13 protein-coding genes are annotated in these 12,204 nt (G+C 60.9%); 2 read left to right on the top strand and 11 right to left on the bottom strand.

The genetic code is table 11. The features are described from left to right. Positions 1–162: 162 nt before the first annotated feature. On the bottom strand, positions 163–810 hold the full coding sequence (locus FW756_RS11050) for a TrmH family RNA methyltransferase (RefSeq protein WP_446430212.1): 648 nt from the start codon (positions 808–810) through the stop codon (positions 163–165). A gap of 25 nt (positions 811–835) precedes the next feature. Continuing rightward, positions 836–1,450 (bottom strand): LysE/ArgO family amino acid transporter, encoded by a 615-nt coding sequence (locus FW756_RS11045; protein ID WP_446430211.1) that lies wholly within the window; start codon positions 1,448–1,450, stop codon positions 836–838. Between the two features lie 140 nt (positions 1,451–1,590). Here FW756_RS11045 and FW756_RS11040 point away from each other — a divergent pair, with 140 nt between their 5' ends. Next, positions 1,591–2,523: an AEC family transporter gene (locus FW756_RS11040; protein ID WP_446430210.1), complete on the top strand. Its 933-nt coding sequence runs from the start codon at positions 1,591–1,593 to the stop codon at positions 2,521–2,523. A gap of 124 nt (positions 2,524–2,647) precedes the next feature. Next, positions 2,648–3,226 (top strand): nitroreductase family protein, encoded by a 579-nt coding sequence (locus FW756_RS11035; protein ID WP_446430209.1) that lies wholly within the window; start codon positions 2,648–2,650, stop codon positions 3,224–3,226. Positions 3,227–3,342: 116 nt separating this feature from the next. On the opposite strand, the gene FW756_RS11030 is transcribed toward FW756_RS11035, so the two are convergent. The 9 genes from FW756_RS11030 to FW756_RS10990 form a co-directional block, all read right to left on the bottom strand. Continuing rightward, a complete protein-coding gene (locus FW756_RS11030; RefSeq protein ID WP_446430208.1) occupies positions 3,343–4,551 on the bottom strand; it encodes a cobalamin-independent methionine synthase II family protein in 1,209 nt (402 codons plus the stop codon). Positions 4,552–4,946: 395 nt separating this feature from the next. Continuing rightward, entirely contained in the window at positions 4,947–5,729 is a 783-nt protein-coding gene (locus FW756_RS11025) for a uroporphyrinogen-III synthase (protein WP_446430207.1), read from the bottom strand. 149 nt (positions 5,730–5,878) lie between these two features. Then, a complete protein-coding gene (locus tag FW756_RS11020; RefSeq protein WP_446430206.1) occupies positions 5,879–6,136 on the bottom strand; it encodes a DUF3618 domain-containing protein in 258 nt (85 codons plus the stop codon). Beyond that, positions 6,133–6,597 carry a phage holin family protein gene (locus FW756_RS11015; protein ID WP_446430205.1) on the bottom strand — a complete coding sequence of 155 codons (465 nt, stop codon included), beginning with the start codon at positions 6,595–6,597 and terminating at the stop codon, positions 6,133–6,135. The genes FW756_RS11020 and FW756_RS11015 overlap by 4 nt, the downstream gene beginning before the upstream one ends. Continuing rightward, entirely contained in the window at positions 6,597–6,944 is a 348-nt protein-coding gene (locus FW756_RS11010) for a YtxH domain-containing protein (RefSeq protein WP_446430204.1), read from the bottom strand. Before FW756_RS11010 ends, FW756_RS11015 begins: the two co-directional genes overlap by 1 nt. A 92-nt stretch (positions 6,945–7,036) precedes the next feature. Beyond that, the gene (locus FW756_RS11005; RefSeq protein ID WP_446430203.1) at positions 7,037–8,371 is read right to left on the bottom strand and encodes a hypothetical protein; all 1,335 of its coding nucleotides are present in this window, start codon (positions 8,369–8,371) and stop codon (positions 7,037–7,039) included. Further along, on the bottom strand, positions 8,364–9,557 hold the full coding sequence (locus FW756_RS11000; protein ID WP_446430202.1) for a CPBP family intramembrane glutamic endopeptidase: 1,194 nt from the start codon (positions 9,555–9,557) through the stop codon (positions 8,364–8,366). Before FW756_RS11000 ends, FW756_RS11005 begins: the two co-directional genes overlap by 8 nt. Before the next feature lie 128 nt (positions 9,558–9,685). After that, positions 9,686–11,071, bottom strand: a complete 1,386-nt coding sequence (locus FW756_RS10995; protein ID WP_446430201.1) for a glycine--tRNA ligase — start codon at positions 11,069–11,071, stop codon at positions 9,686–9,688. A 125-nt stretch (positions 11,072–11,196) separates the two neighbouring features. Beyond that, positions 11,197–12,159, bottom strand: coding sequence for a quinone oxidoreductase family protein (locus FW756_RS10990; protein ID WP_446430200.1), 963 nt, complete (start codon positions 12,157–12,159; stop codon positions 11,197–11,199). Positions 12,160–12,204 lie beyond the last annotated feature (45 nt).

The following is a 12,204-nucleotide window of genomic DNA, read 5'->3' as shown; positions in this document are numbered from 1 at the left end:
ACTTTCTAGACTACAAGTGTTTATTAAAATCAAAAAATCGTGATGAGCACGCTGATTTCTTGGCGACTGAGAAAGCTGAGTAGACACACAAAAACGCAGGGCCTCCGCAACTGTCATGCGGAAACCCTGCGCAAGACCCCCTCAACGCGGGGCCAAAAATCCTTACTGACGCGGTCGCAGCGTTGAGTGCTGCATGACCCAGTTGTGCATCGACACTGCGGCAGCCGCAGAAGCGTTGATCGATCGCGTCGAACCGTACTGCGTGATCTCCACGACTGCTTCAGCCGCTTCGATGGCTTCCGCACTGAGGCCGGGACCCTCCTGCCCAAAGAGCATGACGCACCGCTCGGGCCACTCGAAGGTTTCGAGAGGAACACATCCGGGAACGTTGTCGATCGCAATGATCGGCAGGCCCTCCGCCTGAGCCCAGACAACGAGGTCGGCAACGGTCTCCCGATGCTCGACGTGCTGGTAGCGGTCAGTCACCATCGCACCGCGCTTGTTCCAACGACGACGGCCCACAATGTGCACGGTGTCTGCAGCAAACGCGTTGGCGCTACGCACGATCGAACCAATGTTCATGTCGTGCTGCCAGTTCTCGATCGCGACGTGGAAGGGATGCCGATGCTCATCGAGATCCGCCACAATCGCGTCCATCGTCCAGTATCGGTACCGGTCGATCACATTGCGTGAATCACCGTTCTCGAGCAGCTCTGGGTCGTAGTACGACTCGGTCGGCCACTCTTCGCGGCCGCCAGGCCACGGCCCGACGCCTGGACGGTCTTGGATGGGTGCGCTCTCTTCAGTCACACCTCTATTCTTTCAGGCTTGCTGGCTAGCCAACCGCGCCACCGAAAATCAGGCGAGCGGCAATAACCACCATCATGATCGCCACAATCCAGTCAAGCACCTGCCACGCACGCGGAGTCGCGAAGAATCTCGTCAGCAATCGAGCGCCGTACCCGAGCAAGAAGAACCAGCCAATGCTCGCGAGTGCGCCACCGAGAGCAAACCACCACCGGCCAGGGTCACCCTGCGCGTTACCAATCGACCCCATGAGCACCATCGTGTCGAGGTAGACGTGTGGGTTCAGGTACGTAATCGCAAGACACGCAAGCACCGTGCGCTTGAGCGAAGATTCCCCGGCACCATCTGCAACGAGCGCGGACGGCTTCATTGCACGACGAGCAGCCGAGAACGCGTACCAGAGCAGGAAGATCACACCGCCCCAGCGGATGATTTCAAGCAGAACGGGAGCACGCTCAACAACGAACCCAATGCCAGCGACACCAAGCGTCTCAAGCACCGCATCAGTGAGGCCACAAATGAGCACGACCGGAAGCACATGCTCTCGTCGGATTCCCTGTCGCAGCACAAATGCATTCTGCGCGCCAATCGCAACGATGAGAGAGAGGCCACTGCCGACACCGACAAGAAGTGGAACGATCACTCTGTACAGGGTACGTGCCCGCCGGTGGCGCGAACAGTGCCTCTGATTTCAACTCTGCAACGGTTCGCCTGAGTCAGCACGCCTCGCCGCATACGATTGACCTGCGGGCTTGACCCCGCACGATCTAGGAGGACGCGTTCATGTTTGGCGTATTGCAGGGCTTCACCGTCATCCTCGTCATCATCGGAGCGGGGTATCTCACGGGGCGGCTTGGCATCGTCAAGGGCGAGCAACGTCGGGTGCTCAACAACGTGGCGTTTTACGTCGCGATGCCGGCGATGCTGTTCGGGGTGTTGTTGCGCAGCGATCCGAAGGTGCTTACTTCTCCGGTCATGCTCGTCACGACGCTCTCGGCCATCGCCGTCGCCCTGCTGTTTGTTGTCGCCTCCAGACTGTGGTTCAAGCGTGACTTTGCTGCGACTACGCTCGGCGCAACCGCTTCTGGGTATGTGAACTCGAACAACCTGGGCTTGCCTGTCGCCATGTACATTCTCGGCGATGCCGCATACGTCGCTCCCCTGCTGCTCGTGCAACTCATTGTGTTCGCCCCGGTCACGCTGTCGATTCTCGATTTCGCCCGGTCTGGCGGATCATCCTCAGTTTTCAAGACCGTCACACAGGCGCTCGGGCGCACACTCCGCAGCCCCATCATCATTGCGACGGCAGCCGGATACCTCTGCGCGCTCTTCGCCGTCCCCGTACCTCAGCTCATCGTCGAGCCTCTCGACATGCTCGGCGCCGCCTCAATCCCGATGGTGCTCTTGAGCTTCGGCATCTCGTTGCACGGGCAGCGCCCGCTCAGCGCGGGAAGCGGACGCGCTGCCGCGTTCACAGCTTCCGGACTCAAGGTGGTCGGCATGCCCCTCGTCGCGCTTGGCCTGTCGATCGCGTTTGGCCTTGATCCGCACGCCACGTTCGTCGCCACGACAATCGCCGCGCTGCCCACCGCGCAGAACGTCTACACCTATGCGGTGACATACCAGCGCGGTGAGGTGCTCGTGCGCGACACCGTCTTTCTCACCACATTCGCTTCGCTGCCGGTGCTCGCAGCAATCGCATTATTGCTGGGCTAGTTGGCCGTCGTCGGGTCAACAACCTCACTCGTCGCGACGACTTCGATCGAACTTGCTGGAATACTCCGGCAACATCTGATGTTGCATCTTTCGTACATCACCGTATGAAGGAGTAAGCCTCAATATGAGCCCCCGTACCGCGCAGACCAGCGCCCCCATTCTTGACACCCTCAGCAACCGCTGGAGCCCCCGCGCATTCGACGCGAGCCACGAGTTCCCAGAGAACGCACTTCGCGGCATCTTCGAGGCAGCTCGCTGGGCACCGAGCGCAAACAACGTTCAGCCTTGGCACTTCATCGTTGCTCGCCGTGGCTCCGAAGGCTTCGCCAAGATCACTGACGCGCTCGTCGGCTTCAACCAGGCATGGGCTGGCAGCGCATCGGCACTCATCGTTGCCGTCGCAGAGATCGCTGACGAAGAGGGCAACGAGCGCCCCTGGGCACACTACGATCTCGGCCAGGCAGTCGCGCACCTCTCCATCCAGGCGCAGAGCGAAGGCTTCTACGTTCACCAGATGGGTGGTTTCGACCCCGCAGCTCTGAAGGAAGCATTCGGTCTCGGCGACAACCAGGTCGCCGTGACCGTTTCGAGCCTCGGCACCCTCGCCGACTCGGTTGATCACCTCCCCGAAATGCTCCAGGAGCGCGAGACCGCTCCCCGCGAGCGCCGCCCCCTCGACGAGATCGTCACCGTCGCGGCATAGTTGGCACCCACGCGTCAGTGTAGGCACCTTGTGACCTCACAGACGTGACGAGGGGCGCGGATCAGACAGGCAATGTCCGATCCGCGCCCCTTATGTGTCTGCGCGAGTGCGTGCCGTTAGATTCGTGCACCCGCGATGCGTGCGCCTTCACCGAGCGACTCAAGCTTTGCCCACGCGATCTGTGGGTGAACACGACCGCCAAGACCGCAGTCGGTTGCAGCAATGACGCGTTCTGGGCCGACAACCTTTGCGAAGCGCTCGATGCGCTGCGCGACGAGTTCAGGATGCTCGATGAGATTTGTCGAGTGGCCAATCACACCGGGAACAAGAATCAGGTCGTCAGGGATGATGTCCTTGTTTTCCTCCCACACCGCCCACTCGTGCTCGTGACGAGCGTTCGCGGCTTCGAACGAAATCTGGCCGACGTTCGCGCTGAGGATGGTCTTGAGGATGTGCTTGAGCTCAATGTCAGTCGAGTGCGGACCATGCCACGAACCCCAGCACAGGTGCAGGCGCACGAGTTCCTTCGGCAGACCCTTGATCGCTTCATTGATCGCATCAACGCGGATCTGCGTGAACGCGAGATAGTCCTCGATCGAAGGCTCCGGATTGATCTGATCCCAGTTCTCAGCAAGCGAGGGGTCATCGATCTGCACAATCAGGCCTGCGTCGGTGATCGTCTTGAACTCTTCGCGCTGCACCTCGACCCACGCGTCGATGTGTTCCTGCTCAGTCTGGTAGTACTCGTTCTCGATGCGCGCACCACAGCCGGGCGCGAGCGAGGTGATGAACCCCTGCTCACCAGGAAGCAATGCGGCCTTGAGGTTGCGCACGTCGCTTGCCACAGCTTCCTGGCCGATGAAACTCAGTGGGCCAGTCGTCGCAGGGAACTCCGTCGCGTTCTTGCCGGTGCCGATGCCCGACTCCGGGTCCTGGTACGCATCGGCAAAGATCGTCCAATCACGACGGTCGGGGAACGAGGTCAGCTTGACGTCTCCGGGGGCTGAACGCTGCACTGGCGCGGTGAAGATGTTTCCACCCGTGAGTGAGAGACCAGCGGTGCGTTGGAACGAATACGCCCACCACGCGCCGTAGTCCACAGAGTTCGACATCGCCTTGCCGAATTCTCCGTCGCCGGGCTGGGTAATGCCGAGATCACGCTGACGCGCGACGACATCGCGCACCGCCTCTGTGACGAGGGCTTCAAACTCGGGGGTCGACTTGAGCGTGAAGCCGTCGTCCTCGAAGGCACGCGCCTTGTTCGCATCAATGAGCGCCTGGGTACGGGGCAAGCTACCAGCTGTGGTGGTCTCGATCTTCGTCATGAGTCGAACCTATCCGCGGGCCCATTCGGGCCTCAAAACTGGTTTCGCCGCGTGACGACTTGTGTCGCAGGGTTACGCCGGAGTGGGCGGTGAGCTGGCATTGGGTGGTGTGGGTGGTGTGGGTGGTTGTTGTGAGTGGGTTGCTGGGGCGCTCGACCCGCACGGCCGCTCAGCCCACTCAGCCCACTCAGCCTTCCACTCCACCGAAAAGGGGCGCTTCTCACGAAACCACCCGCTTCATGCGCAAGAAACCCCTCGTTTCGACGGAAACTGTCGATCTCGAGGGGTTGCGAGCAAAGCAACACAGAACGCGAGAAAGCAACACAGAACGCGAGAAAGCAACACAGAACGCGCGCAAAACAGCACCCTCACTGCTGAGGGAACCGTGAGAGCAATTAGTCGAGCATGTCGCTGTGGTCGATGGTTGCTTCGACCGCGTCAGCGATGACCTGCTGCTGCTCAGAATTCACGACGTCTGGGGAGCGAAGGCCAAGCTCTTCAGCCGCACGGATCGTGTCGGGGCCGACGCACGCAAGAATCGTAGTCTCAGGGCGGTCAGGGAATTGCTTCTCGACCTCAACGGCGATCTTGGGCGATGCAACGAGGATCGCGTTGATGTGCCCAGATTCGACGTCTTCACGGATCTGGATACCGGCTGGGACGCCAACGGTGCGGAACGCGAGCACCTGTGAGACGTCGTGGCCGCGGCTGATCAAGCCTTCAGTCAGCACGGGACGTGCAACATCTGAGCGAAGGGTGAGTACCTTGAGGATCTTGTCCTCATCGATCTCTTTCCATTCGTTCAGCAGCTGGTGAGTCGTGTTGTTGAACTCATCAGGAGTGAAATCTACGGGGTAACCTGCGTCGCGGAACGCGACAGCGGTTGCCTCACCCACGAGAGCCACCTTGGTGTGCTCGTGAATGACTGCACCGTGGTGCTTCAGGACGTCTGCAACGGTTGCGCTCGTCGCGGTCATCCAGTCAAACTCGCCAGCCTCAAGACGCTGGAGGTTTTTGACGAGTGTCTCTTCCTCACTGGTGTGCGCGAAATCCACGAGCGGTGAAATCACCGTCTGTGCTCCACGCTCGCGAAGTGCCTGCGAGACGAGTTCGCCCCACGTACCTCCACGGGGAACGAGCACACGAAGGCCGCTTAGCGGCTTCGTCTCATTCGACATAATCCCCACTTCAACACATCAACGGACTGAACCACTGTATACGAATCCGACGCCACAACGAGCGACGAACCGATATCTCTTTTCCACCACGCTACCCGCGAATTCGTCTAAAACCGAATCGAGCGTTTTGTGGCGGATCAACTAACGCATCAGCGTTTGCGTGTCAATCCAGCCGCGATTGCCCAAACAACAACGCCCGCAGTCACCGCTGCTCCTGCGACGATTGCCACTGCTTCGACGGGCTTTTCGCTGCGCAAACGGGAGAAACGAGCCTTCGTGCGATCTACTGCGTTGTCGATGCGCTGCGCATAGTTCAGTCGGTCTGTAAGGAGCGAGAGCGTGTCGTACAGCTCTGCTCGTGCGGTCTGCGCCTCTGCGACGCCCGCGGCACGTTCTTGCTGATTCATCGCCAATTCCCCTGTTCGCCAACCTGCGGTACTCGATGCGCTGATGGCTGCGGCTTTGCGCTCGCGTTGATCTGCACTTCACTGAGAGCTTCAAGGTCGCCGTTCAGGCGGCCAAGGGTCTCGTCAGGCACTGGATTTCCACGGCGGATCAGTGCAATGCCTCCAGCAATTGCGCCAGCGGCAAGCAACAGCAACGCACCTGCAACGGTGAGCGCAGCAAGCCACCAGGGCCACACAATCGCGAGTGCGGCAATGGCCGCGATCACGAGCGCTTCAAGCATGAAGAACAAGAAGAACAATGCGATAACGATCGCACCAGCGCCGATTCCAGCTTTCTTCGCCTTGGCGATGACCTCAACCTTGGCGTTGTTGATCTCAGCCTTCGCAAGACGAACAATCTGGTACGGAAGTCGGGCGATCAGCTCGACTGTTCCGGGGCTGCCGTCTTTACGGGGACTCATTACTTCGCCTCCTGCTCAGCTACGGGCTTCTCAGCCGCCGCAGCCTTCACGTCGTCCGATGCAGGCTTCTCAGCCGTCGCAGACTTGGCAGTTGTCGTGGGCTTCGTCTCGGTGCCGTTCACGACAGCGGTGAACGCACGCTTGCCTGCGTCGATCAGCGTGACTTTGACTCGCTCAACCTGCGCGCCGACGGCGCCGTTGACTGCATCAACACCGCTCTGCACCGGTGCGGACTCCCACACCTGTGTCGCGCCGCGCTTAATCTGCGCATACCGTTCACGCCCAGCTCGCGTACCCAGTACGTAGCCGACGGCCGCTCCCAATACGAAAGCAACTTTGCCCTTCATGTATGCGCCTCCCGATCGCGGGTGAATGTGTGCATTCGCAAGCCTATAACGGACTCTTGATTCACCACTGGTGTCTTTTGTGAAGTTGGTGATTACTTGCTAATTCCAACGAGTCGGCGGCGCAGAATCTGTGCCTGCGCACGCGCATCGCCAACAGCTGCGGCCAAATCTGCACCGTGCAATGCTGGTCCGCATATGAGCAAGGTCAGTTCAGCCTCTGCAAACTCAGCGCACGCGGCTTCTGCTGCATCACGCTCAGCGCGCCGCGCAAACGGTGCGACTTCGATCCGCGCACCAATCGCTTCGCGCGGTTCAAGCGCCACGCTCTGAAGCGCCTCGCCCATGCGCATCGATGCTGTCTCAGCTGTCAGCATGTCTGCCCCGACAGCGAAAACTTCACCGGCGATCTCTGCGTGCCAGGTGCCGTCATCGTTCTTGCGAGTACGGATCGACCAGGTGTGACCCGCGCCATCCGTTGCAAGTTCGAGCGATGCAAGTTCACGGTCTGGCGAAGCAATCACCGTTTCTGCGATCGCTCGGTGCTGCGCTGGCTCAGTGGAGAGCGCCTGCAATGCGTCTGCCAAGTCGCCAGGAGTTGAGGCAAGTGCATGGTCTGCGTCAACGATGACCGCGTCAGCGTGGAATTCGTGGCCAGTGATGTCGCGCCCGACCCAAGCATCGCCGTCTCGGCGCAGCGACGCCAGTGGCGCAGGCAGCATCTCTGCGCCGTACGGCTCCAACCGTTCGAGGAGTGCGGCACGCAACTCGTCCCAACCAGCGACCGGGCGCACGAGTGTTTCGTGCGCTTCAGCCTCGGGGGCAGTGGCAAGTACGGCACCCGTGAGTGAGCCGACGCGTGTGAGTGCCTCGTTGAGGCCAGGCGCTGCCGTTGCTACCTCGACATCAGTTGACTGGCGGCCAAAGCGCTCAAAGACAAACGGTTCAACGAGGAGTTCACGCGCCACAGCGCCAACACGAGTCTCGACGAGGTGACTGAGCTGAGATTCTTTGCCGATGGTAAGCACTGGCTTCACCCGGTCAAGGTACGCACGTGCTGACGCACGACCACCGATCAGCGCGGTCGTCTTCGTAGCGAGCGGCACTGCGGGGATGCCAACGACCGAAGGCCACGGCTGCTCTCCCCACGATCCAGTACGGCCGCGAAGGGCCACCGCTGTCGGCGCGGTACGGTGTGGACGAGTGCGCTCTTCAGCCGCGCCGCCCTCGCCAATCGGCGCTGAGACGTGCTCAAGAAACTCGGTAAATGCACCGTGCTCATCTCGAACGCCTGCGCTGCGGATCCCCAGCGGATTCGGCTGCTCGCCTTCGGCCTCCGGCGCGATCCGCACTCGGATGCCAACCTGCGCGCACTCAAGTGCCGCTGCAAGCACGGTGGTGCTCGTGCCGGTGACGATGACTTCACGCATTGGGGGTGTCCTTCAGAGAATCAGAATCAGTCGAGGTGGGAGCATCGGGAGCCCCAGGGGCTTCCGGCGCAGCGGGTGCCGCATAGGCAACTGCCGCATCGGTGACCGGCACTTCGCGCACGACCAGGTCAATGCGTTCGCGGCCGTAACCGTGCTTCTTGAAGCTTCGAATGACCAGCCACGCGAAGAGACCGAGACCCGCGACTTCGCCAATGATCGAGCCGAGGCTTCCGCCCTCCGCAACCTGCGCGGTCTCACCGCTCGTGCCACTTGCCATGAAGCCAAACGCAACGAGGTTGTTGATCACGTGGATCGCGATTGCTGCTTCAAGGCCGCCTGTGCGCCAGGCCAGCCATGCAGCAACGAGACCCATCAAGCCAACCGCAAGCATGCCCCAGATGTCGTAGATGTGCGCCATGGCGAACAGCACCGATGGAACAAGCACTGCAAGCCATGGTGACTTCACCCATGAACCAAATACCTGCATACCGACACCGCGGAACACCACTTCTTCAGCGGTTGCCTGGATCGGCACGAGCAACAGAATGAAAATGCCAGAGAGCAGCGCCGCATTCAGGCTGAAGTCGGGGAGAACATCGTCGCTTGTCACTGCAAATGAGCTCGGATCAAGCGCATACGTTGCTGCGATACCGACGATGTTCATCGTGGCAACGCCCGCGATCGCAAAGAGTGTGGTGCGACCAAGCAGTCCCCAGCGGATCCGCCCAGCGACAGACCACACACGACCAGTTGGGCGAATGCCCATGCACAGCATCGCCAGGATGACTGCTGGCAGCATCGAAGAGATCGCGAGGAGACTGTACAGCACGCTCAGCGGGCGCTGGGTGTCAAGAACAGACTCGCCACTCGCTGTCTGCATGAGGAACTCGGGATCGAACGCCATGATCAACGGCATGAGCACGAGGCTGAGCAGCAGGCTGAAAGCGATATAGAACGCACCCGCAAGCAGCACCAGCACGAGCGGCTTCCACCACTGATACTTCGCAGCACCGCGGTACAGACGGTGGTATTCGAGTGGCTCAGTTTCGACGACGCGGGGCACCATCACCTGTGCAGGCTTTGCCCATGCCCAGCTTTGCGGAACTGCCGCGCCAGGTGCTGGCTGCGGAGTTGGTTCAGGCTGAGCGGCTGGGTCTGGGTTGTTCTGAGGTGTTGAAGAGGTCATGCTGGCCTTTCGATGCGCTCAGAAACCGTTGCAGGGCGCTGAGCTGCGGGTGGTGCGATGTTCGGGTTTTGGCCCGAAACAAGCTGGGCGGAGAACAACCTGTGTTGTGCTCCGCCCAGCCTCATGTCTTACGCGCCGCGAAGACGCTCTGCGAGGAACCCGAAGAGCTCCGAGCGCGGGACGCGCGTCTGCTCCATCGTGTCGCGCTCGCGGATCGTTACCGCGTCGTCGTCGAGTGAGTCGAAGTCAACCGTGACACAGAACGGGGTGCCGATCTCGTCCTGGCGACGGTAACGGCGGCCGATAGCACCGGCGTCGTCAAAGTCGATGTTCCAGTCTTGGCGCAGGTCCGCAGCGATTTCACGCGCAAGCGGCGAAAGCTTCTCGTTGCGGCTGAGGGGCAGAACTGCGACCTTGACGGGCGCGAGACGCGGATCGAGGCCGAGCACGGTGCGCTTGTCGGTGCCGCCCTTCGAGTTCGGCACTTCCTCTTCGCGGTATGCGTCGACGAGGAACGCCATGAGCGAGCGAGTCAAGCCTGCCGCGGGCTCGATGACGTATGGGGTGTAACGCTCGTCCTTGTTCTGGTCGAAGAAGCTGAGCTCCTTGCCCGAGTGCTTCGAGTGCGTGCTCAGATCAAAGTCGGTGCGGTTCGCGATGCCTTCAAGCTCGCCCCACTCGCTGCCCTGGAAACCGAAGCGGTACTCGATGTCTGCGGTGCGCTTCGAGTAGTGCGACAGCTTCTCTTTCGGGTGATCGTAGAAGCGCAGGTTATCTGCGTCGATGCCGAGGTCGACGTACCAGTTCCAACGCTCGTTCATCCAGTATTCCTGCCACTCTTCGTCAGTGCCGGGCTCGACGAAGAATTCCATCTCCATCTGCTCGAACTCACGGGTGCGGAAAATGAAGTTACCCGGGGTGATCTCGTTACGGAAGCTCTTGCCGATCTGGCCGATGCCGAAGGGCGGCTTCATGCGAGCTGCCTGGAGCACGTTCGCAAAGTTCACGAAGATGCCCTGTGCGGTCTCTGGGCGCAGGTAGTGCATGCCAGCTTCGTCATCGACGGGGCCGAGGAAGGTCTTGAGCAGACCCGAGAATGCGCGCGGCTCGGTCCACTGACCGCGGGTGCCACAGTTTGCACAGACGATGTCTGCCATGCCGTTTTCGGGTGCGCGGCCCTTCTTCTCTTCGAACGCTTCGAGGAGGTGATCTTCACGTTGACGCTTGTGGCAGCTGAGGCACTCAACCAGCGGATCGCTGAAGACCTCAACGTGGCCCGATGCTTCCCAGACCTGCTTCGGCAAAATGATGCTCGAATCGATGCCGACGACGTCGTCGCGCTTCTGCACCATCGACTTCCACCACTGGCGCTTGATGTTTTCCTTCAGTGCGGTACCGAGGGGGCCGTAGTCCCACGCAGAGCGCGAACCACCGTAGATTTCACCTGCCTGGAATACAAAACCGCGGTGGCGGGCAAGCGCGATGACTTTGTCGAGACGGGACTGTTCAGCCATGTGAATATCACTCCAAGGGGCAAGCGGGGATCTTGGTCCTGCGTGCTTCTGCACGCACGCCCTCCAGCCTACTCTCTTGCCTCTGCGAGCGGGCTTGACGGCGGAATATGGGTGGGTTGGGCTGGCTACGGCACGAGGATGACTTTGCCGGTAGTCTCCCGACCAGCGAGCGCACGGTGAGCGTCAGCCGCATCAGCAATCGCGAACTTCGCGCCAACGCGTACGCGCAGTGTGCCTGCATTCACCGCGTCGAACAGCTCGTTGTACCGCCACGCGCGCTCCTCTGGCGTCAACATAAAATGCGTCAGCGTTGGGCGGCTGATGCGCAGCGAGCCACCGGAGTTCAGTCGCTGCAGGTCGAATGGTGGCACCTGTCCACTCGCGCCACCAAACAGCACCAGGTCTCCACGTACGCGAAGCGCCGCGAGCGAACCGTCGAAGGTGTCACGGCCGACGCCGTCATAGGCGACCGCAGCACCTTCGCCATCCGTAATCTCTCGGACTCGCTCGGCAAAGTCTTCGTACGGCAGCGCATGCTCGGCCCCAGCGGCCAAGCACAACTCGCGTTTTTCATCAGTCGACGCGGTCGCAATCACCCGCACACCGTGCGCAACGAGCAACTGGATCAGCAGCTGACCGACGCCACCGGCGCCTGCGTGCACAAGCGCCCACTCGCCAGCCTGTGGCTGCGCCGCAGAGAAGGCGAGGTAGTGAGCCGTGCAGCCCTGCAAAGGCAACGCCCCCGCGACCTCAAGATCGATGCCTTCTGGCACGTGCACTGCCTGGGCAGCATCAACAACAAACTGCGCTGCGTAGGTGCCGTGAGCGGCTGCGGTTGCGACACGGTCACCGACAGAGAATCCATGCACGCTGTCACCCACAGCAACGACAGTGCCGGCAGCTTCTGCGCCAGGAATATGCGGCAGCTCCATCGCGTAGACACCACTACGCTGATAGATCTCAATAAAGTTCACACCGACGGCGGCGGTCTCAACCACGAGTTCACCGGGCCCAGCGACGGGAGCCACCACATCTTGCGTGGTCAGGACTTCTGGGCCACCCGTTTGGGTCACGACGATTGCCTGCATCTTTGCGTTCCTTGTCTGCTTGAAGTTCTTACTATTCAGAGTGAT

It is taken from the genome of Leucobacter sp. 1207-22, assembly GCF_052850455.1.
The sequence above is the reverse complement of the archived record's forward strand: the minus strand, read 5'-3'. Positions and strand labels throughout refer to the sequence as shown.

Coding starts and splice junctions, on each gene's coding strand:
- FW756_RS11030 (WP_446430208.1), bottom strand. CDS start 4,551: ATGACGAAGATCGAGACCACCACAGCTGGTAGCTTGCCCCGTACCCAG.
- FW756_RS11035 (WP_446430209.1), top strand. CDS start 2,648: ATGAGCCCCCGTACCGCGCAGACCAGCGCCCCCATTCTTGACACCCTC.
- FW756_RS11015 (WP_446430205.1), bottom strand. CDS start 6,597: ATGAGTCCCCGTAAAGACGGCAGCCCCGGAACAGTCGAGCTGATCGCC.
- FW756_RS10995 (WP_446430201.1), bottom strand. CDS start 11,071: ATGGCTGAACAGTCCCGTCTCGACAAAGTCATCGCGCTTGCCCGCCAC.
- FW756_RS11000 (WP_446430202.1), bottom strand. CDS start 9,557: ATGACCTCTTCAACACCTCAGAACAACCCAGACCCAGCCGCTCAGCCT.
- FW756_RS11005 (WP_446430203.1), bottom strand. CDS start 8,371: ATGCGTGAAGTCATCGTCACCGGCACGAGCACCACCGTGCTTGCAGCG.
- FW756_RS11040 (WP_446430210.1), top strand. CDS start 1,591: ATGTTTGGCGTATTGCAGGGCTTCACCGTCATCCTCGTCATCATCGGA.
- FW756_RS11020 (WP_446430206.1), bottom strand. CDS start 6,136: ATGAATCAGCAAGAACGTGCCGCGGGCGTCGCAGAGGCGCAGACCGCA.
- FW756_RS11025 (WP_446430207.1), bottom strand. CDS start 5,729: ATGTCGAATGAGACGAAGCCGCTAAGCGGCCTTCGTGTGCTCGTTCCC.
- FW756_RS10990 (WP_446430200.1), bottom strand. CDS start 12,159: ATGCAGGCAATCGTCGTGACCCAAACGGGTGGCCCAGAAGTCCTGACC.
- FW756_RS11010 (WP_446430204.1), bottom strand. CDS start 6,944: ATGAAGGGCAAAGTTGCTTTCGTATTGGGAGCGGCCGTCGGCTACGTA.